The following is a 21,087-nucleotide window of genomic DNA, read 5'->3' as shown; positions in this document are numbered from 1 at the left end:
ACTATTTGGGGCTTTTTTATGTTTTTATTTCTATTATAATTTAAAACAAACCATTTATTTCAGCGTCAATTCTGTTGATGATGTCTCCTAAATCCTCTGGATTGTCCACAAAATTGATATTATCAACGTCAATAATTAGCAGCTTTCCCTTGTCATAGGTATGAATCCAAGCTTCGTAGCGTTCATTCAATCGGCTTAAATAATCAATGGAAATCGAGTTTTCATATTCTCGTCCGCGTTTGTGAATTTGACCCACTAAATTTGGAATCGAACTGCGCAAATAAATCAATAAATCAGGTGCTCCAACGAGTCCTTCCATCAATTCAAAAAGTGACGAGTAGTTATTAAAATCGCGGTTGGTCATCAATCCCATTGCATGCAAGTTGGGTGCAAAAATATGTGCATCCTCATAAATCGTTCGATCTTGAATGATTTTCTTACCGCTTTCACGAATTTGCAACACCTGACGAAACCTGCTGTTTAAAAAATAAATCTGAAGATTGAAACTCCATCGCTCCATTTGATGGTAAAAATCATCCAGGTAAGGATTGTCCACCACGTCTTCAAAATGAGGTTCCCATTTAAAATGTTTCGCTAATAATCGGGTTAGAGTAGTTTTTCCCGCACCAATATTTCCTGCTATTGCTATATGCATTACGGTAGTGTGATTTTATAATTGCTTATTATTTGATTGGTAAAAATAGATAAAATTTGGTTTTTGAACGTTAAACTTGTAAAGGTTTTCTCAACATTTTCTAATGCATTGATTACTGTGCTTTTTCTGTCAAAAATAAAGATAGTCTCCTTTTCGCTATAAATTATAATTTCAGTGTTAGAAAATAATATCTTCTCAAAAGTAAATGGATAATCCAGCTGCTGAACTGCACCGTAAATGGAACAGCGGTACCAATTGTTTTTGGCGTCAAGCCACTCAAAGGAATTGAAATCAGAGGTATAATAATTTATAGTTTCAGAAAGTGGCGTTCCAACGGTTTTTAACTGGCCATTTCCAGTATCGTACAAGTAAAGTTGACTTGTAATTTCATCAAAAATCCACAACTGGTTCTGAGCAGCCATTCCGATTTTGGTTACAACCAAAGGCTGTTTTAATTCTGAAAAATTAATTTTCAACGTCTCATTTAATTGATTGTCTAACGTAACCGCGGTATTAAACCGTTCATAGAAAACCACAACTTTTAATGGATTCAGTAAATCAACCTTGGTAATTTTGCCCAAGGTCACATTTTTATACTCCATCGACGCGCTATTTTTGGATTTCAAAAGAACATTGTCTTTGATACAATAGCTGTAATCAAATTTATCAAAACCCACAAATGCATCAGCCGAAACCGCTTTACGATCAATGAATTCAGCTTGTCTGAACGTGCTTTGTGAAAAACCCAATGTGCTGATAAAGAAAAGAATAAACCCAATACTTGTTTTCATAACCGCTAAAGTACAATTAAACCTTTAAATTTAAAACAAGTCAAGAATTTTTAGCACGGTCCTTGTAACAAAACCATTATATGAAAGTCTAATTAGTACTATAATTAAAAATAATCTCATGAAAAAATCTATATTTAGTTTCGCATTGCTACTTTTTGGAATAATTAGCGTTTCGGCTCAGAAAGAATTTCAAGGTTTTGCGGTGTACGAATCCAAAACCAGCACCGCCGATATGTCTAAAAGAATGGAGGGAAATAAAAATATTACCCCCGAAATGAAGAAAATGATTGAACAAAGAATGAAGGGAATGTCTGAAAAAACATTTTTCTTAAATTTTGATCGTTCGGCATCTATTTATAAAGAAGAAGAAAAATTAGACGCTCCAGGTCAAAGCGTTGGAGGAGGTAGGATGATGAGTTCCATGATGGGTGGCGGTGGAACCTACTATAAGAATGTAAAAGATAAAACGTACAGTGTGGATAAAGAATTTATGGGAAAGGAATTTCTTGTAAAAGACGCGCTTCCGCAATTAGAATGGAAAATGGAAGGTGAAACCAAAGTAGTAGGAGGCTACACCTGTTACAAAGCCACTGCTCTAAAACCCATTGATGGTTCTGACCTTAGAAGCTTGCGACCTAGAGGTGATCAAGATAAGAAGGACGAGAGTAAAGATCAATCCACCAATTTATTGGACAGTTTTGAAATGCCAAAAGAAGTGGTAGTTACTGCTTGGTACACACCAGAAATTCCTGTAAACCAAGGTCCAGAAAGCTATTGGGGTTTACCTGGATTAATTTTGGAAGTGTCTGATGGCAAAACAATTATATTGTGTTCTAAAGTGGTGATGAATACTAAAGAAAAAGCAGATATTAAAGCGCCAAAAGCAGGTAAGGAGGTAACTCAAAAAGAGTACGACGAAATTGTGGCTGACAAGATGAAAGAAATGCAAGAAATGGGCGGTGGACGTGGAGGACGTTTTGGACGTTAAATAAAATCCTTTAATAGATCAATTTATAGCCTTGACCTCGCACATTTATAATCTGAATGTTCGGGTCAAGGTTTAGTTTTTTGCGCAACTTTGTAATAAAAACATCCATACTTCTGCCGTTAAAAAAGTCATCGTTGCCCCATATTTTTTTTAAAACTATTGAGCGGTCTAAAATTTCATTTTTGTTTTCAATAAGCAATAAAAGCAACTCTGCTTCGCGGTGCGTCAACGTAAGTAGAACCTCAGAAAAACGGAGCGTTTGCTTTGTAAAATTAAATACATAATTGCCAACCGCGATTTTTTCTTCTCTTTGGTCTTCATGAATTCGGCCTAACAAGGATTGAACCCGAACAATCAATTCCTCCATGCTGAACGGTTTTTTTAAATAATCATTTCCTCCTGCATTAAAACCTTCAATCACATCAGTCGTTTGTGATTTTGCAGTCAGGAAAATAATCGGCATTTTTTTGTCAATTTTCCGAACGTCTTTTGCAACAGAAATTCCATCTTTTATCGGCATCATTACGTCCAGAACTAAGATGTCAAACGTTTGCTTTGTGAAAACATCAAAGGCTTCCTGACCGTTTTTGCAATGGGTGACTTCAAAGTTTCGGGTTTCCAAACTTTCTTTGATAATTAATGCCAATGCAGGTTCGTCTTCGGCTAGCAGAATTTTAATTTTATTTGACATGAAATAATGTAATTTTAAATATCGTTTTTGCAGTTCTTGGAAGTAACTCTAAAATTCCTCCGTGCTTTTCTATGATTTTTTTAGCGTAATACAATCCTATTCCAAAGCCTTTTACATCGTGAATGTTTCCTTTCGGAATGCGGTAAAATTGTTCAAAAATCTTTTCATGTTGCGTATTTTCAATGCCAATACCGTCGTCTTCAATTGAAATTTCAATTTGTTTTGCAGATTGAATTACCGCAATCATAATATTTGAACCTCCGTATTTAATTGCGTTGTCAATCAAGTTGGAAACGGCATTTTCAAAGTGAAACACATCAACGTTGTACTGAATAACTGTTTCGCTTGACGCGAATTTAATTTGTTTTTCAGAAGTCATTTGATGTTTTTCAATGCAAGCACGAACAATTGTAGCAATGTCAATTTCTTCTTTATTTAGCTTGAGCTGATCGGAATTTAAAGATGCAGTTTCCAATAATTTTTCAACCATGATTTCTAATTTCAGCAATTGTTGCGTTGAAATATCTAGGTAGCGGTTGGTTTTTTCTTGATCTGCATCGGCATTAAAATGTTTGATACCTTCAATGGCTGTGGCAATGGTGGTAATTGGAGTTTTAAATTCGTGGGTAATGTTACTAATCAAATCGTTTTTTATTGCATCAATTTTTTTCTGCTTTTGGATAATCCGTAGAAGAAACATCAAGCAGGATAGAATTGAAATGGACAGCAAAAGCGATAAGAAAATGCCAGTAAAACTTCTTTTTAGGATTAATAACGTTGGATTGGTAAAAGATATTTTTAATTGTTGGCCAGAAGGCAGGTACGTAGTTGCAGAAACAGCTTTTAACGGTAATATTAAACCGGCTTCTTTTGGATAATGTGCGAAAAGAGTGTCTGCTTTAAAATGCTGAATACTGTAGGAAATATCTATATTCTTACGAAGCAATTCTTTGTCCAAAGCAGTGGCTACTTTTGAAAATTCTAACGAATCTTTAACCACAGAAATGATAATTTTATTGACAATATTCTTTAATTTTGAGATGCTATCGCTGGCTTTTTTTCCTCTTAAAACTTTAATTTTAGCAAGGCTATCAGGGTCTTTTTTAAGCATCGTTCGCATCGCCTTTTTTAAATCTTTCAATGTGCCTTTAGGCTTTACAATCTCTTCATACCGTGCGGCACCTTCCATATATTGAATTTCAGAAGCGGCAAATCCGTAGGAAATACTATCGGAGCTTTTTTGTAATGTGTCTTCTGTCTTTTTAAATTTTGAAATATTCTTATCAGACTTCGCAGCACCTTTATTAAATACGGTGTCAATTCTTGCCTTATTAATAAAATCGGGATCAATTGAATCCGTGTCTTCTGAAACAAAAGCCAAAAAATCATTTTTGGAATCTTCCAAATAATAATATTCAATACTGTTGTCAAAAGCGGTTTGAACATCTTTAATAAGTTGGCTTTTATTCTCTTTGTAATTTTTAATATTCCAGAAAATTTGCAACCCCACTGTGGCCAAAATATTCAATGTAATAATAAATAGGATGTATGTATAAACCTTAGATTTCATGCTATAAAAGTAGGAAGGAAAAATTTAAAATCAAGGGTGTTAACAATCGTTAACTTTGAATAAAGTGATTGCCGCTTTTGTGTGTCAATAGTGTAAATCATTTTTTCAAGGGCAATTAGTATGCGTGTGGCAAATTGATTTAAAAATGCTTCCCTTTGTTTTTGTAAAACCACTTGATAGTGTGATTTATCAGTTGATTTTGCTACTTTTGTTTCAAATCAAATCGCATGTCAATAGAAGTTATAGCCCTTTCAAAAAGTTACGGAACCCAAAAAGCATTGGACAATCTTACATTCTCGGTAAATCGTGGAGAAATTGTAGGTTTTTTAGGGCCAAATGGTGCCGGAAAATCAACTTTAATGAAAATTTTGACTACCTATATCAATGCCGATTCAGGTACGGCATCGGTAAATGGTTTTGACGTTTCCACGCAGGAACAATCGGTTCAAAAATCGGTGGGTTATTTGCCAGAACACAATCCGTTGTATTTGGATTTGTATGTCAAAGAATATTTGGCGTTCAATGCCGATGTGTATAACGTGTCTAAAAGCAGAATCCAAGAAGTGATTGATCTAACGGGACTGACGCCTGAAAGTCACAAGAAAATTGGGCAACTTTCCAAGGGTTACAGACAAAGGGTGGGTCTTGCCAATGCATTGCTTCACAATCCAGACGTGCTTATTTTAGACGAACCTACTACGGGTTTGGATCCAAATCAGTTGGTTGAAATTCGGCAATTGATTAAAAATGTAGGGAAAGACAAGACGGTTTTTCTTTCAACGCACATTATGCAAGAAGTGGAAGCCATTTGTGATCGTGTCATTATCATCGATAAAGGCGTGATTGTGACAGATAAAAAGTTAAATCAAATCATGACCGATAAAGAGCAAATTTTAGAAGTCGAGTTTGATTTTAAAATTGAAGAGCAATTGATTGCAAAACTTCCGAATCTAGTTTCTTACAAGAATATCCACGACATGATTTGGGAACTGACATTTGTTGCCGATAAAGACATGCGTCCTTCAGTGTTTGATTTTGCACAAGAAAATGGTTTGAAAACCTTGCAGCTGAATCAGAAAAATAAGAATTTAGAAGCGGTGTTTAGAGAAATGACGGGGAAGTAGATGGTAATAATTGTTTTTTTTATTTGCATCTTCGTAGTTATTTGTCATTCCGTAGGAGACCCGATAGCGTTAACAAAGTTGGCTAAGTCTCTAATTTTTGATACTTAGAAAATTAAATAGAAGTCTCGAAAGTATTTTATGCAAATTTAAAATTTATTTTACCATAATGAAGAATCATTTTTCCTTGGTAAAAAATTCATTTTGGAACGCTGCATAGTCATTTCGCAGTGAAGGAAAATCATTTTACGTGATTCGATTTTATATCAGAATATACACAATCAGAATTATAAACTTGTAGCAACTATTGTGCATTTGAATGTCTACACTTTAGCCCATAAAAAAAGCCCAATAAATATTGGGCTTCTTAATGTGTAAAAGAGAAACTCTTTTTAGTTTTTAACGAATTTCGTTACACCTTCACCGTTAGACGTTTTAATTGTTAGAATATAAATTCCAGCATTCAAGTCACTTACATTGATAGACTCAACAGCCGAATTCACTTGTTTTATTGTTCTTCCATTAATATCTGTAATTGTTGAACTTGTAACATCAAGACCGTTTACATTTGAAATTTTAATTACGTCAGTCGCAGGATTTGGAAAAACAGCAAAATTCTTTTTAAAGAAAGTATCAGTAGAAAGCGTAGTAGCTGTTACTTTAAAATCGTCAATCAATAAAGAAAATGCATCAACAGAAACGCATTGGATAGCAATGTACACGTTTTGCCCTTGGTAAGCATCTAAGTTATAAGAATATTCTACCCAAGATGTAGTAGGTGTTACTCCCGCAGTTGGCGTAATCATTGTAAAATTAGTTGCAGCCGTTCCTGTTGTAGAAACACCAACTCTAAATTTTTCTGGGTATGCTGTACTAATTCCTTTTGCCCAAAATTTAACTAAGTTACCAGCAGTTCCCAATTGGATTTGCGGAGAAATTAGATAATCATTGTTCGAATTAATTGGTGCTACTGGAATACCTGCCATTGCAGCCATACATTTTGCACCCGTCTTTCCTGACCATGCCGTAGCATCTAAAACAGGAACTGCAGCACTAGAATTCATAACAAAATAAGCCATTGCTGTTCCTGAATTTGCAAAAACAACAGATGTAGCGGGAGTGCCTTGTTCAACTCCATAAGTCAAAAGTCCATCAAGATCCAATAATGTCCAGTTTCCAATATTTGCCTTAGCAAAATTTGGATACGTTTCAAAAGAATCTTCGAAAATTGTCGTTTGTGCACTAAGACCAAGTGAGGCTAAAAATGCAACTGAAAGTAGAATTTTTTTCATAATAATTAATTTAAGTTAGTTCCAAAAATAGTAAAAATCTTACTTACATAAATACTTTTATAGTAATTTTAACAGCCTTGTGTGCAATAAATTACATTAGATTCGCTATAGTCTACTTTTTTATGGTCGTTCATATCGTGCAGGTCTAATTTTTTGTGGTGATGCCAAATCTGATCGCTTTCAAAATGCTGCTAAGATCTATCATTTCTACTGAGAAATAGACTTTTAAAAATTGTCTATTCAGCACAATTGTGACATTTAAACGATTTAAAAATGACAAAGAATAAAGTTTTCAAAAAAAATCTTTTTTGCCGATTCAAGTCCAATTCGCTTTACATGTTTTCACGTTAATATCGAGAGGAAAAATTTGACTTATTGCAACCTCATTAAAAAACTGCCTTCGCAATTGCTTTGATATTCGCTGCTTTTCCCATCGAGTAGTAATGCAGGATGGGGATTCCTGCCTTAATCAATTCCTTGCTTTGTTCAATACACCATTCAATACCCACCTGTTTCACCGCTTCAGAGGTACTTGCTCGAACTACTTCCATGATCAACTCATCCGGCAAGTCTACCTTAAAACGATGCGGAATCAAGTTGAGTTGTTTCTTGGTAGCAATGGGTTTCAATCCCGGAATAATAGGAACCGTGATTCCTTCCGCTCTGCATTTGGCCACAAAATCAAAGAATTTTTGGTTATCAAAAAACATTTGAGTGATGATATACGTCGCACCATTTTTAATTTTTTGTTTCAAGAAATGAATGTCGCTGTCCAAACTAGGTGCTTCCATGTGTTTTTCCGGATATCCCGCCACGCCAATGCAAAAATTGGTACAACAGGAATTTTGCAACTCCTCATCCAAGTAAATTCCGTTGTTCAGGTTGGCAATTTGTGTTACCAATTCGCTTGCATACTGGTTTCCTTCTTTCTCCGCCTTAAAATAGGTTTCACTTTTTACCGCGTCCCCGCGAAGAGCCACTACATTATCAATACCCAGAAAGTCCATATCAATCAAGAAATTCTCGGTGTCTTCCTTAGAAAATCCGCCACATAAAATGTGTGGTATAGCATCCACTTGGTATTTATTCTGAATGGCGGCACAAATACCCACCGTTCCTGGTCGCTTTTTCACGATTCGTTTTTGCAACAATCCGCTAGGCAACTCCTTGTATTCATATTCTTCCCGGTGGTAAGTCACGTCAATAAATGGCGGCTTGAACTCAATTAATGGGTCGATACTATCAAAAATAGACTGGATGTTTTGTCCTTTTAAAGGCGGAAGAATCTCAAACGAAAATAGCGGCTTTCCGTTGGCTTGGGTGATGTGTTCGGTTACTTTCACTTTCTAGTCTTATTTTAAAATTTTATCGATTCTACTTGCAAAACTTGTAGTTACGAAATATAATGCATTTCTATACGCTTCGATTTTCTCGGGTCCGTTTTCAAATATTTCGGGATAATAACGAAAGGTAACCTCATGAATGGTTTGATCTAACTCATCTATAAATTTATCCCATTTTATTTGTTCACTTGCATAACTCTCACCAAGTTGATCAGTGATTTGTTCTAAAAATACGCCCGCCTGTTCTTGTGCTTTCGGGGCATTCATTCGTTCAACCCATTCTAAATGTTGGGAAACAAATAGTGTATCTTTACTATAAAAATACTCTTTTAGTAAAGGCTCTAAATCGAAACCTTCCTCTTCCATTTGCGCCAAAACTTTCGTTTCTTTTGGTCCGTATCCTGCCATAGAACTGCGGATTTGAGTGAGATATTCATAAACGGGCGGATTCGCTTCTCTAACAAATTTTATTAATGCAGAATAAGGAAATAAAACACCTATAGCTACCTCGGGTAACTCGTCCGTTTTGAAATAAATTTGAAAATGAACGACATCTTCACCAAAATTTTCTAATAAATTTGACGTTTCATAACGTGTGTAAATTGCTTTCATATCTTTTATTTTTTGTTTTGTTTAAATTTAAAGATTAATCGAAGAATATTAAACTTTTTCACTTATTCTATTCGGATATATTGGGCGATAACCATTTTGTTGCTTCTTCTATAGCGATGCCTCTTCTCTTGGCATAATCTTTGACTTGGTCCTGTTTGATTTTTCCCAAGCCAAAATACTTACTTTCGGGATGACCAAAATAATATCCCGACACAGACGAAGCGGGCCACATTGCCATGCTTTCGGTTAGCTTAACGCCAATTTGATGCACCACATCTAAAAGTTTGAAAATCGTAGGTTTCTCCAAATGATCCGGACAAGCAGGATAGCCTGGAGCCGGACGAATGCCTTTGTATTTCTCGGAAATCAAATCGGTATTACTCAAAGTTTCCTCGACATCATAACCCCAAATTTCTGTTCTAACTTTTAAATGCAAATATTCCGCTAAGGCTTCCGCCAAACGATCGGCCAGGGCTTTCACCATAATCGAATTGTAGTCGTCCATGTTTTTCTCAAACTCCGCCGCTTTTTCATCCACCCCAAAACCGGTGGTCACGCAAAAACACCCTATGTAATCTTGCTTCCCTGATTCCAATGGAGCAATGTAATCTGCCAAAGCTTTGTTTGGAGCACCCGCGGTTTTTTGCGATTGTTGACGCAAAGTCAAAAACAGCACCTCCGATTTACTAACTTCCCCTTTGGGGATTGAGGGGCCTAAAACTATGTCATCATCATTAACCGTATTTGCTGGGAAAATACCTATGACCCCTTTGGCTTCCACCCATTTCTCGCTAACCATTTGTGCCAACATATTTTGTGCGTCTGCAAATAATGCAGTGGCTTCCTCTCCTACAATTGCATCGGTTAGCAACGCTGGATACTTTCCAAACAACTGCCACGACTGGAAAAAGGGCGTCCAATCGATAAAATCTACTAATGTGTCCAACGCCACCGAAATAGTTTGAGTACCGATGAAGTTGGGTTTCTTCGGTGTGAAATTTTCCCAATCTAGCTTTAATTTATTCTTGCGAGCTTGCTCAATAGACAAGTATTTTTTCTCCCTTGCCCGATTCAAATATCCATCTCGAAGAGCATCATATTCCTCCCGAATGGCTTTCACATAGCCCGTTTTGGTTTCGCTTTGCAGCAAATTACTCGCTACCGTTACCGCTCGCGAAGCATCATTAACATGCACCACGGTTTCCTTGTATTCCGGTGCAATTTTCACTGCAGTATGGGCTCGAGATGTTGTAGCACCACCAATCATGATAGGGATTTTGATGTTGAGTTTGTCCATTTCCTTTGCCAAATAAACCATCTCATCTAGCGAAGGCGTGATCAAGCCACTCAACCCAATGATGTCTACATTTTCCCGAACGGCAACTTCAATAATTTTTTCCGGCGGAACCATTACTCCCAAATCGATAATTTCAAAATTGTTGCACGCCAAAACCACCGCGACAATATTTTTACCAATGTCATGTACGTCCCCTTTTACGGTTGCCATTAGGACTTTTCCTTGCCCCCCAGCCCCCGAAGGGGTAGCCGTAAGTACATGATGGATTTCATTCAAAACCATTTCCAACTCCACCAATACTTCTTGATTGGTAAAACGAACTACTTTATACCCTTCCGCAAGTAACCATTTGGTTCGCTCTGCATCACTGATTTGGTTCTCGGGTAATTGATGAATTGAGCCATCCACTTCAACAATTAAGTTATGTTTTAGACAAATAAAATCGGCGATGTAATTCCCTATGATGTGTTGTCTTCGAAATTTAAAGCCTTCCAACTTTTTACCACTCAATGCTTCCCATAAAACAGCTTCCGCTTTAGTAGGTTGATGACGCATGTTAACGGCAAACTTCTTCAATCTTTCATATGAATACGGATTGGCTGTAGCCCAATGCTGTGCATTTTTAACTCCCCCTTTGGGGGTTGGGGGGCTTATAAAAGGTAGCAAATACGCCACTGCTTTTTTCATCACCCGAGCCGATTTCACTACTTGTGGCAAAAACATTTTTCCGCTACCAAATAAGTCCCCCACGACATTCATACCCGTCATTAAGTTTACTTCGATTACTTCAATTGCTTTTCGGGATTGGATTCGAGCTTCTTCGGCGTCTTCTTCAATAAATGCATCAATCCCTTTTACTAAAGAATAAGTAATACGTTCTTGGACTGTACCACTTCTCCATTCAAGCCCCCCCTTAATCCCCCCTGAAAGGTGGGAAACGATTCCTTTAAAACTTTCTGCTAAATCCAAAAGACGTTCCGTTGCATCGTCTCGTCTATTAAAAAGCACATCTTCTACGCAATCCAGTAATTCTTTATCAATTTGATCGTAAATCTCTAGCATTTCCGGATTGACAATTCCCATGGTCATTCCGTTTTGAATGGCATGGTACAAAAATGCCGAATGCATGGCTTCCCGTACTTTATCATTTCCTCTAAACGAGAACGACACATTACTTACGCCACCAGAAATATTGGCATACGGCAGGTTTTCCCGAATCCATTTAGTTGCCCGAAAAAAGTCGACTGCATTTAATTTGTGTTCTTCCATCCCCGTTGCAACGGGAAATATATTCGGGTCAAAAATGATGTCTTGCCGAGGAAATTTAACCACATCTACAAGGATATCATAACTACGTTTACATATTTTAATGCGGCGTTCATACGTATCTGCTTGTCCTTTTTCGTCAAAAGCCATTACGATTACAGCAGCACCGTAACGCTTGATTAATTTTGCTTGCCGAATAAACGTTGCCTCTCCTTCTTTTAAGGAAATTGAATTAACAACTCCTTTTCCTTGTACTACTTTCAATCCAGCTTCGATAATCTCCCATTTAGAACTGTCAATCATTACGGGAACTCGAGCAATATCTGGTTCGGCAGCGATGAGGTTTAGGAATTTGGTCATGGCAAAAACACCATCCAGCATTCCCTCATCCATATTGATGTCAATAATTTGAGCACCACCATCCACTTGGTTTCGGGCAACATCTAAAGCTTCTTCGTATTTTTCTTCCTTTATCAACCGCAGAAACTTGCGTGAGCCCGTTACATTGGTTCGCTCTCCTACGTTTACAAATATGGATTCTTCAGTCACGAGAAGTGGCTCAAGACCTGATAGTTGGAGATTTATTTTATTGGTTTTTGACATAGATTTTTTATTTTGCCGTGAAGACAGGAAAGCATGAAGTTTTATGTTTTAAAAAGTTGCTCGATATTTTTTACACAGATTACACAGATTTGCACCGATTCAACTTTGTAATAATTGGCACAAATTTTTGATCTGGCTTAATTCGTGACAATTTGTGAAATTTGTGTCTCATTTCTTCTCGGGTTAAATTGGGCCGCCACTTCTGCAATTAATTGTATGTGTTCCGGTGTGGTTCCGCAGCAACCCCCAATGATATTGACTAAATTATCCTGCAAATATTCTTTTATCAAAGCCTGCATTTGTTCTGGAGTTTGATCGTATTCGCCAAAAGCGTTGGGCAAACCTGCATTGGGATGTGCCGAAATATTGAGTTGGGTATTATGTGCCAATCGCTTTAAATACGGCTTGAGTTGGTCGGCACCTAAAGCACAATTGAATCCGATGCTTAACAAATCGATGTGTTGAATGGAAATCAGGAATGCTTCGACCGTTTGCCCCGAAAGAGTTCGACCGGAAGCATCCGTTATTGTACCCGAAACCATCACAGGAATATCCGAATTGCGTTCTTCCTTCACTTCTTCAATGGCAAAAAGTGCGGCTTTCGCATTCAAGGTGTCAAAAATAGTTTCGACTAATAAAACATCGCAACCACCATCGATTAAAGCTTCCACTTGTTGCTTATAAGCGATTCGTAAATCATCAAAAGCTACAGCTCTAAAACCAGGATCGTTTACATCGGGCGACATCGAAGCCGTTCTGTTGGTTGGACCAATGGAGCCTGCTACAAATCGCGGTTTGTCTGTAAATTCGTCGGCCACTTCCCGTGCAATTTTTGCCGATTGGTAGTTGAGTTCGTACACAAAATCCTCCAAATGATAATCGGCCATTCCGATAGTGGTTCCAGAAAAAGTATTGGTTTCTACAATATCCGCTCCTGCCTGAAAATACAGTCGATGCACTTGTTTCACCGCTTCGGGTTGGGTTATGGAAAGCAAATCGTTATTGCCTTTTAAAGAATACGAAAAATCCTTGAATTGGGTTCCTCTAAAATCTTCTTCGGAAAAGTTGTAGCGTTGCAACATGGTTCCCATTGCTCCATCGAGGACCAGGATTCTTTCTTGTATAGCTTGTTTTATTTTTGACATATTTTTATTTCACCTCTAAGACGCTATGACGCCAAGTTTTTTATTAAACTGTTTTTAAATCGCACAAACCCGTAAAGGTATTATGGGAAGAACTAAATTTTCAGTAATCCCTTTTTTTACGAAGATTCACTTCGAGCGAGTAGATTCTGAAGTAGCCCCGATCGAGGCGGTATCCTTTTATTTTTTTCTTTAAAAAATAAAAGATAAAGCCGAAAGCGGGAACATGGATTGCTAGAATTCGCAAGCCTTTCGCTTCAAAAAAAATAAATTATGTTATCAAAAAAGAGAGAGAAAATTTCTCAGGGGTTATCTGTTTCCGACAAATCGGAATAGAATGTAGCACCTTCTACGGGAGTAGGGTTGCTAAGGCTTCGCTGGGTCTAATCCCTCCGCCTTTCGTGATAACAATCAAAATATTTAGGAACAAGGCAAAGATAGTAGTTTATTTAAGAAACAGAAATATTTTCTGAACTTTGATTGCAAAACACTGTTTTTAAGAATATATATCTACGATACCGTATTTACACCGATTTATTTACAATCAAATGGTGTCTTTGATTTTAATTTTTTCGGCTATTTTAAGTATATCTTGCAATACACCGCGAGCGGTAACTTCGCTTCCCGCACCTGCACCTTGAATGACAATAGGGATTTCTCCATAGGATTTTGCAAATTGTGAAAAACGTCAATTTCTAGATGTCAATTCATTTAGAGATGATACAAATATGAAATTGTTCATGCTGGTTTTTAGTAAATGAGAAAATCTGTAATCTTTTTTAAACAGGTAGTAATTCCAAGATGATAGACTTTCAAACCTCACAACGTCATATTTAAATTGAAAAATCGGAAGATCAATTAAAGAATATGATGGGTTTGTCTTCGAGAGGAACTGCTCCATCGTAGTAGTGCAAAATTGTAATCTGTTCTTATTTTCATAAAATTATAAAGTGGCGGTTATTGCTATTGAATAGCTTTAATAATTACCAACGCTGTTCATTAAAAAACTGCACAAACGGGTAATTTTCTATATATTTGATAGCTAATCCACAAAGAAGTAAAATAGAGCTTCGATAAATGACCCGTCATTATACCGCACAAACAATTAACAGATGAACTAATTAAAAAAAGGAGAGTTTTTCGGAACACATTACCAAAAGTCGACTTTTGAAAATATCATTATAACGGATACTGCCTATACCCATAATAAAGTAAACTGGCATTATCACGAAAACGCCTACTTTACCTATTTACTAGAGGGTAAACTTTTTGAATCTAACAAAAAGGAATTTTATTATTGCAATCGTGATAACCTGCAGAAGATTCCGTAAATTCAGGGAATTTTCCGTTTGACCAATCAAATTTTCCAGCATCGATGATAACACCACCTAACGAAGTCCCGTTTCCAGTAATATATTTGGTAAGCGAGTGAATTACGATATCGGCACCATAACTAATTGGCTGAAGCAAATACGGCGTTGCCACGGTATTATCAACAATTAAAGGCGCTTTAAATGCTTTTGCTTCTTTGGAAATTGCCTCAATATCCAATACATCCAACTTTGGATTCCCTAAACTTTCAATAAAATAGGTTTTTGTGTTTTCCTGTGAAGCCTTAGTAAAATTCTCAGGATTGGATGGATCCACAAACGTGGTTTGAATACCTAATCGAGGTAGCGTCACTTTTAATAAATTATACGTTCCACCATACAAGCTACTTGAAGCGACAATGTGATCGCCCGCTTTTAAAAGCGTCAACAAAGTAGTTGCAATTGCAGCTGTTCCAGATGAAGTAACTACACCGCCAATACCGCCTTCCAGTTTTGCTAATCGTTGCTCGAGAATATCATTTGTAGGATTATTTAATCGCGTATAAATAAATCCTGGTTCCGTTAATTCAAATAAATTTGCCGCATGATCGGAATTATTAAACACATACGAAGAGGTTTGATAGATAGGAATGGCACGTGTTCCAGCATTTTTAGAAACATCGTGTCCTGCATGTAAAGCATTGGTTGAAAATTTTTGTGTACTCATGATTTTTGAATTTTAATTAAAGAATATTTATTATTTATTGTATTTGAAATTAGAGCAAAAAAAAATCCCTTTGGTTGTTTTACCAAAGGGATTTAGAAATCTAGTATAGCACTACGATTAAGTATTCCGGTTTTGGCAATAGGCAAGTGGGATGTTGCACATGGTGCACATCATCATATAATATTGCATTGTTCTATTTTGAATATTTAAAAGCATATTTTTAATTGTATTAATTGATTTTGAAAGTAAAATTAGAGCAAAAAAAAACCTCTGCATTTCGGCAGAGGTTTCTATATTTGGCAAATTAAAAATTAAGCAATAGAAAGACTCTGCGGATAAATCCACATCATTCGATACATATTGCAAATAGTTAATTTCATTTTTTATTTCTTTTCGTTGGCACAAACTTCTGAACTATTTTTCAATAAAAAAAACAAAGTCCCAAACTTTAACATTCTAAAGAACAAGCTTTATATTATTAAATACTACGTATTTAAAAATTGTACAAAGTATAAAGTTTTGCAAAAAAAAGATTTTTTCATTTGGAATCCAATTTCATTTTATACATTTGCACTCTAAAATCGAGAGGAAAAATTTGACTGATTGCAACCTCATTAAAAAAATGCTAAAGCAGAAAACCTCCTTTAGCTATATCCTGCAATTATTTTTCCTCTGTAAATTAAAATTAATTTATGGCTTATTTATTTACCTCAGAATCTGTTAGTGAAGGACACCCAGATAAGATAGCAGATCAAATTTCAGACGCATTAATTGATAATTTTTTGGCTTTTGACCCGAATTCGAAGGTCGCTTGCGAAACTTTAGTAACTACAGGTCAAGTGATTTTGGCCGGTGAAGTAAAGTCAAAAACCTATCTTGACGTTCAAGAAATCGCTCGAGAAGTGATTAGAAAAATTGGTTACAACAAAAGCGAATACATGTTTGATGCCAATTCTTGTGGTATTCTTTCTGCAATTCACGAACAATCTAACGACATCAATCAAGGTGTAGACCGAAGTAATCCAGAAGATCAAGGCGCCGGTGACCAAGGTATGATGTTTGGGTATGCAACCAACGAAACAGAAGATTATATGCCATTGGCATTAGATTTATCACACAAATTACTACAAGAACTCGCTGAATTGCGTCGCGAGAATAACGAAATCACTTATTTACGTCCCGATGCAAAATCTCAAGTAACTTTAGAATATTCAGATGATAACAAACCACAATTGATTAAAGCAATTGTGATCTCGACACAACATGATGATTTTGTAAAACCAAAGTCAAACTCAAGAGCAGACAAAGATGCTGCAAATGATGAGATGCTTGTGAAGATTAATGCTGATCTAAAATCGATTCTTATTCCTAGGATTAAAGCGAAATATCCACAATATGTTCATTTATTTAATGATGACATTGTGTACCACATCAACCCAACTGGTGTTTTTGTTATCGGTGGACCTCATGGCGATACTGGTTTGACAGGAAGAAAAATCATTGTAGATACTTACGGTGGAAAAGGAGCTCACGGTGGTGGTGCTTTCTCTGGCAAAGACCCAAGTAAAGTAGACCGTTCTGCTGCTTATGCAACGCGTCACATTGCTAAGAACTTAGTTGCTGCAGGTGTTGCTGATGAAATATTAGTACAAGTTTCGTATGCAATTGGTGTTGCAAAACCTATGGGAATCTTTGTAGATACTTACGGAACTGCAAAAGTGAACATGACTAATGGTGAAATTGCTAAAAAAGTAGAAGAATTGTTTGACATGCGACCTTACTTCATCGAACAACGTTTGAAATTAAGAAACCCAATTTACAGCGAAACCGCTGCTTACGGACATATGGGAAGAACGCCAAGAACGGTAACTAAAGAATTTACCAATCCTTATGGAGACACAAAAACGGTTACAGTTGACTTGTTTACTTGGGAGCAATTAGACTTTGTTGATAAAGTTAAAGCTGCTTTTAATATTTAAAAGTATCTCAACATATAGTGCAAAAAAAAATCGGAACCTCACAGTTCCGATTTTTTTATTTGAAAATTTGTCACGTCCTAATATAGCGATACACTAAATCAGAGTGTATATGAAAACATCAGAAAACAAAGGGCATGAGAAGAAAACCCAAAAAGATTATTCGCTTTCTTTTAAACTTCAATTGGTTAATGATATTGAATCTGGACGACTCAATAGATTGGATGCTCACCTCAAATTTGGTATCCAAGCCAGATCTACAATTACTCAATGGTTAAGAAAATATGGTACATTTGATTGGGAAAACTTATCCATTACCACTATGACCAAGACTCCAGAACAGAGAATTACTGAATTAGAAGTTCAAGTGAAGCTGCTAAAGAAACAGAAATCGCGAGCGGAACACCTTGCCGAGCGAGCTGATAAGAAAGTTATTATTTTTGATATGCTAGTTGATATGGCTGAAAAAGAATACGATATACAAATAAGAAAAAATTATACACCCAAATTATCGAACGATACCGAGAGCAAACCAAAGAAACAATAGTTTCAACTTGCGGATTACTTGGGGTTAATAGACAGGTATATTATCGTATTAAAAAATCAAAACTGCGCAAACAATTATTAGCACAGCAAGTCATCAATTTGGTTCGTGCATTAAGAATTAAAATGCGCCGTTTAGGAACAAGAAAACTATATTATTTATTAGAAGATGATTTAAAAAAGATAAACATTGGAAGAGACAAGCTCTTTAGAATACTTAAAGCCAACCATTTACTTATTATTCCAAGGAAATCGTATCATGTGACGACAGACTCACATCACAGGTTTAGAAAGCATAAGAATAAAGTTTGTAACCTAAAAATTAATAATCCAGAACAAGTTTGGGTTAGCGATATTACTTACGTTGGAAGAAGGGATAACCCAAGTTATTTAGCATTAATTACAGATGCTTATTCAAAGAAAATTGTAGGTTTTAACGTCTCTAATAGCTTGTGTGTAGAAGGCTCATTAAAAGCATTGGACATGGCACTGAAAAATAGATGTTATAAAGAACAGCCGCTAATACACCATTCGGACAGAGGTTTACAATATTGCTCAAATGACTACCAAAAATTACTTGCTCAAAATGGAGTTAAAGCGAGTTTGACTGAAAAGTATGATCCTTACGAAAATGCAGTAGCAGAAAGGATAAATGGAATTTTAAAACAAGAGTTTAATATCGCTAAATATGAAGCAAATTTAATGATTAAGAAGCAAATCATAAGAGAATCAATTGAAATTTATAATCAAAAAAGACCACATTTATCAAACCACATGCTAACTCCAAATCAAATGCACAGTCAAAATAAAATAGTAATGAAAACCTATAAATCAAAAAAGTTGAGCAATGACCTCATTGCTCAACTTTAATTATTAACTTTAAATCTTAAATAATCTGTATCGTTTATTTAGGACTAGACAATTTATGCTTTTTTACAGCATCCATCAAGTTTTTCATATGCTTCCGCATCTGCTTTCATTTCATCTGCATCATAACCAAGTTTCGTGATCGCAGTTTTTATTTTATCTAAATTTGTCTTTTTTCCATTATAGAAAACGGTAAGCGTCTTTGCTTTTTCGTCTAGTTCATACATTTTTACTCCCGTAATTTTATATAAGTTTTCCTGAAAACTCTATGCTTAAACAAAATCTAATTTTAAATTATAGCAATAAATCTCAAATGTGTTCTCCGCCTGAAATACAGGAAAGTTTGGTTGATGGCAATAGCACAATTAAATCCATTACAAGTGCAGTAAAAAAAAAACACTTGCAAGTATTTTCTTGCAAGTGTTTAGTACAATAGGCTAATTAAATCTTTGTAATCGCCTAGCCTTAGTTTAAAAAAATCATTTATTTAATAATAATTTTTTTAGTGGTTACGTTGTCAGCTGCATCTTTGATTTGTACCATATAAATACCAGCAGGCAAAGCCGAAACATTAACTTGCTTTTGATTAGAAGAAAGTACTATCTGTCCATTAATGTTTAACATTATTACAGATTGAACTTCCAAAGCTGTTTCGATATTTAATACATCGCTAGCTGGGTTAGGATATAGAACGATATCAATTTTTGCTTGGTTTTGCAATCCGAATGTTGGTGCTATTACTTCGTTATTAGAGACCGTAGGAGTGTTTTCGCTTCGTAATGAGTTTGTTACAGCTAATGGAGCTTGCATATTGCTGAATGCAGTTTCGCATAAGTTATCATTATTTTTGATACTGATTATTCTAACAATCCATCCATTCTGTGCCACACCCAAAGTAGGCGTTTGAAAACTAAATGTTCCAGCTGAAGTTGATGTTCCAGAAGCTTGCTGTTCACTTCCTCCATTTACAGTATAAGTCGCCGTACCTAGCTGATTTTTAAGTAAGCCAGATAATACAACGGTAGCTTTATTGTTCTTGACAATAGGTGCTATTGTAATAGCTGCTAATGTAGGTGATGCATTCACTATTAAAGTGACTGTTTTATTAGTGAACGAAGTTTCACAAGATGTATCAACATTTCTAATTTTTATGATGTTAATTGTAAATCCATTTGCAGCTGCAGGTAGTGGGTCAGTTTGGAAGCTGAAAGTTCCTTGTGAAGACGAAACTCCACTTGCTTGAAATTGAGTAATCCCGCCATTGATGGTATAGGTTGCAGTGCCGTTTGTATTTGGCAATAAGCCAGATAAAAGAATTGTAGCTGGACTACCAGAGCAAATAGGGCTCGTCTCAATAGTTGATAACGAAGGATTCGGATTTACTTTTAGAATTGCCGTTTTACCTGTAAAGTTAGTAAAACAACCAGTTTCTATATTTGTGATGCTAAGAATTTCAACTGTATAATTGTTTTGTCCCATACCCAAAGTTGGCGTATTGAAAGAAAACCTTCCATTTCCATCAGATATTCCGCTTTCGATTTGAGGAGCTCCGCCATTAATGGAATAAGTTGCAATGCCATTAGTTGTAGGTAGTAACCCTGTTAAAACTACAGTAGCCGAACTGCCAGAACAAACGGGTGCAATCATAATTTCTAATAATGTTGGAACTGCATTTACCGTAACGTCAATAGATTGTTCGACAACACATAGGTTATTGCTTCTAGCTCTGAATGTATACGAACCAGCATCTGACATATCAGCAGAAGAAATTGTGTATGAAGATCCGAAGGCTAAAAATGTACCATTTCTAAACCAAGACAAAATAGTTCCATTGCTAGTTGCAGTTAAAGTTATATCAGAACCTACACAAACTGCTGCGGAAGCTGCAAGTTCGATAGTAGGAAGTGGATTAATGATAATATTTCTATCTGCAGATTTAGTACATCCACCCGGACCTGTAACGGTAAGTGAATATGTCCCTGCGTTGTTCATTGATGCATTGCTTACTGAAGCATTACTTGACGAAGAAGTAAAACCGTTTGGACCTGACCAAGCATAAGAAATATCATTTGAATTACCAGCAGAGAGTGCGAAATAAGGCCAAGAATTGGTTCTGTTTACATTAGTAATAGTAGCGATAGAATTGATTGTGAAACTAGAACCTTCGCAAGCTGGTGGAATAACTGGAATTGTATTTAAGGTTAATCTCGGGCTTACGCTAATAGTTTGACTTGCAGTATTAACACAACCATTAGCATCTGTAGCAGTTACAGTATACTCACCAGCTCTATGG

General features: G+C 36.1%; 15 protein-coding genes, 3 pseudogenes and 1 riboswitch. Of the genes and pseudogenes, 5 read left to right on the top strand and 13 right to left on the bottom strand.

Going from position 1 to position 21,087, the window contains the following annotated elements; translation table 11 throughout:
• Nucleotides 1–40 precede the first annotated feature (40 nt).
• The gene (locus H602_RS0115215; RefSeq protein ID WP_026978783.1) at nucleotides 41–655 is read right to left on the bottom strand and encodes a deoxynucleoside kinase; all 615 of its coding nucleotides are present in this window, start codon (nucleotides 653–655) and stop codon (nucleotides 41–43) included.
• Nucleotides 655–1,446: a hypothetical protein gene (locus tag H602_RS0115210; protein WP_026978782.1), complete on the bottom strand. Its 792-nt coding sequence runs from the start codon at nucleotides 1,444–1,446 to the stop codon at nucleotides 655–657. The genes H602_RS0115215 and H602_RS0115210 overlap by 1 nt, the downstream gene beginning before the upstream one ends.
• A gap of 118 nt (nucleotides 1,447–1,564) precedes the next feature.
• Between H602_RS0115210 and H602_RS0115205 the strand changes: the two genes are divergently transcribed.
• Nucleotides 1,565–2,434 (top strand): GLPGLI family protein, encoded by an 870-nt coding sequence (locus tag H602_RS0115205; protein ID WP_026978781.1) that lies wholly within the window; start codon nucleotides 1,565–1,567, stop codon nucleotides 2,432–2,434.
• Nucleotides 2,435–2,444: 10 nt separating this feature from the next.
• Here H602_RS0115205 and H602_RS0115200 read toward each other — a convergent pair whose 3' ends face one another.
• Both H602_RS0115200 and H602_RS0115195 read right to left on the bottom strand, forming a co-directional pair.
• Nucleotides 2,445–3,125, bottom strand: a complete 681-nt coding sequence (locus tag H602_RS0115200; RefSeq protein WP_026978780.1) for a response regulator transcription factor — start codon at nucleotides 3,123–3,125, stop codon at nucleotides 2,445–2,447.
• Nucleotides 3,115–4,695, bottom strand: a complete 1,581-nt coding sequence (locus tag H602_RS0115195) for a sensor histidine kinase (RefSeq protein WP_026978779.1) — start codon at nucleotides 4,693–4,695, stop codon at nucleotides 3,115–3,117. The genes H602_RS0115200 and H602_RS0115195 overlap by 11 nt, the downstream gene beginning before the upstream one ends.
• A 227-nt stretch (nucleotides 4,696–4,922) precedes the next feature.
• Here H602_RS0115195 and gldA point away from each other — a divergent pair, with 227 nt between their 5' ends.
• Nucleotides 4,923–5,819 (top strand): gliding motility-associated ABC transporter ATP-binding subunit GldA, encoded by an 897-nt coding sequence (gene gldA, locus H602_RS0115190; protein ID WP_026978778.1) that lies wholly within the window; start codon nucleotides 4,923–4,925, stop codon nucleotides 5,817–5,819.
• Nucleotides 5,820–6,208: 389 nt separating this feature from the next.
• On the opposite strand, the gene H602_RS0115185 is transcribed toward gldA, so the two are convergent.
• From H602_RS0115185 to H602_RS19000, 7 genes and pseudogenes are all read right to left on the bottom strand, one after another.
• Nucleotides 6,209–7,108 carry a T9SS-dependent choice-of-anchor J family protein gene (locus H602_RS0115185; RefSeq protein WP_026978777.1) on the bottom strand — a complete coding sequence of 300 codons (900 nt, stop codon included), beginning with the start codon at nucleotides 7,106–7,108 and terminating at the stop codon, nucleotides 6,209–6,211.
• A 386-nt stretch (nucleotides 7,109–7,494) separates the two neighbouring features.
• Nucleotides 7,495–8,451 (bottom strand): methylenetetrahydrofolate reductase [NAD(P)H], encoded by a 957-nt coding sequence (metF, locus tag H602_RS0115180; protein WP_026978776.1) that lies wholly within the window; start codon nucleotides 8,449–8,451, stop codon nucleotides 7,495–7,497.
• 9 nt (nucleotides 8,452–8,460) lie between these two features.
• A complete protein-coding gene (locus H602_RS0115175; protein WP_026978775.1) occupies nucleotides 8,461–9,063 on the bottom strand; it encodes a hypothetical protein in 603 nt (200 codons plus the stop codon).
• Between the two features lie 67 nt (nucleotides 9,064–9,130).
• Nucleotides 9,131–12,229, bottom strand: a complete 3,099-nt coding sequence (locus tag H602_RS19735) for a vitamin B12 dependent-methionine synthase activation domain-containing protein (RefSeq protein WP_026978774.1) — start codon at nucleotides 12,227–12,229, stop codon at nucleotides 9,131–9,133.
• A gap of 137 nt (nucleotides 12,230–12,366) precedes the next feature.
• Nucleotides 12,367–13,374 (bottom strand): homocysteine S-methyltransferase family protein, encoded by a 1,008-nt coding sequence (locus tag H602_RS0115165; RefSeq protein ID WP_026978773.1) that lies wholly within the window; start codon nucleotides 13,372–13,374, stop codon nucleotides 12,367–12,369.
• A gap of 303 nt (nucleotides 13,375–13,677) precedes the next feature.
• Nucleotides 13,678–13,782, bottom strand: a riboswitch (SAM riboswitch).
• A gap of 133 nt (nucleotides 13,783–13,915) precedes the next feature.
• Nucleotides 13,916–14,041: pseudogene (locus H602_RS19995) on the bottom strand (homoserine dehydrogenase family protein); the annotation flags it as partial.
• Nucleotides 14,042–14,676: 635 nt separating this feature from the next.
• Nucleotides 14,677–15,408 (bottom strand): annotated as a pseudogene (locus H602_RS19000) (PLP-dependent transferase); the annotation flags it as partial.
• Nucleotides 15,409–16,100: 692 nt separating this feature from the next.
• Between H602_RS19000 and metK the strand changes: the two are divergent.
• The 3 genes from metK (at nucleotide 16,101) to H602_RS0115140 (ending at nucleotide 18,797) form a co-directional block, all read left to right on the top strand.
• Nucleotides 16,101–17,387 (top strand): methionine adenosyltransferase, encoded by a 1,287-nt coding sequence (metK, locus tag H602_RS0115150; protein ID WP_026978771.1) that lies wholly within the window; start codon nucleotides 16,101–16,103, stop codon nucleotides 17,385–17,387.
• Nucleotides 17,388–17,496: 109 nt separating this feature from the next.
• Nucleotides 17,497–17,931: a hypothetical protein gene (locus tag H602_RS20245; protein WP_026978770.1), complete on the top strand. Its 435-nt coding sequence runs from the start codon at nucleotides 17,497–17,499 to the stop codon at nucleotides 17,929–17,931.
• The gene (locus H602_RS0115140; RefSeq protein ID WP_211224095.1) at nucleotides 17,856–18,797 is read left to right on the top strand and encodes an IS3 family transposase; all 942 of its coding nucleotides are present in this window, start codon (nucleotides 17,856–17,858) and stop codon (nucleotides 18,795–18,797) included. The genes H602_RS20245 and H602_RS0115140 overlap by 76 nt, the downstream gene beginning before the upstream one ends.
• A gap of 53 nt (nucleotides 18,798–18,850) precedes the next feature.
• Here the strand turns inward: H602_RS0115140 and H602_RS19730 are convergent.
• Together H602_RS19730 and H602_RS19465 are read right to left on the bottom strand one after the other, a co-directional pair.
• Nucleotides 18,851–19,042 (bottom strand): annotated as a pseudogene (locus H602_RS19730) (copper chaperone); the annotation flags it as partial.
• A 235-nt stretch (nucleotides 19,043–19,277) separates the two neighbouring features.
• Nucleotides 19,278–21,087 (bottom strand): T9SS type A sorting domain-containing protein (locus H602_RS19465; protein WP_157505105.1); only part of this gene is annotated, 1,810 nt, incomplete at its 5' end.

The organism is Flavobacterium tegetincola DSM 22377 (assembly GCF_000425485.1).
GTDB classification, from domain to species: Bacteria; Bacteroidota; Bacteroidia; order Flavobacteriales; family Flavobacteriaceae; genus Flavobacterium; species Flavobacterium tegetincola.
This window is presented reverse-complemented; position numbering and strand designations above follow the sequence as displayed.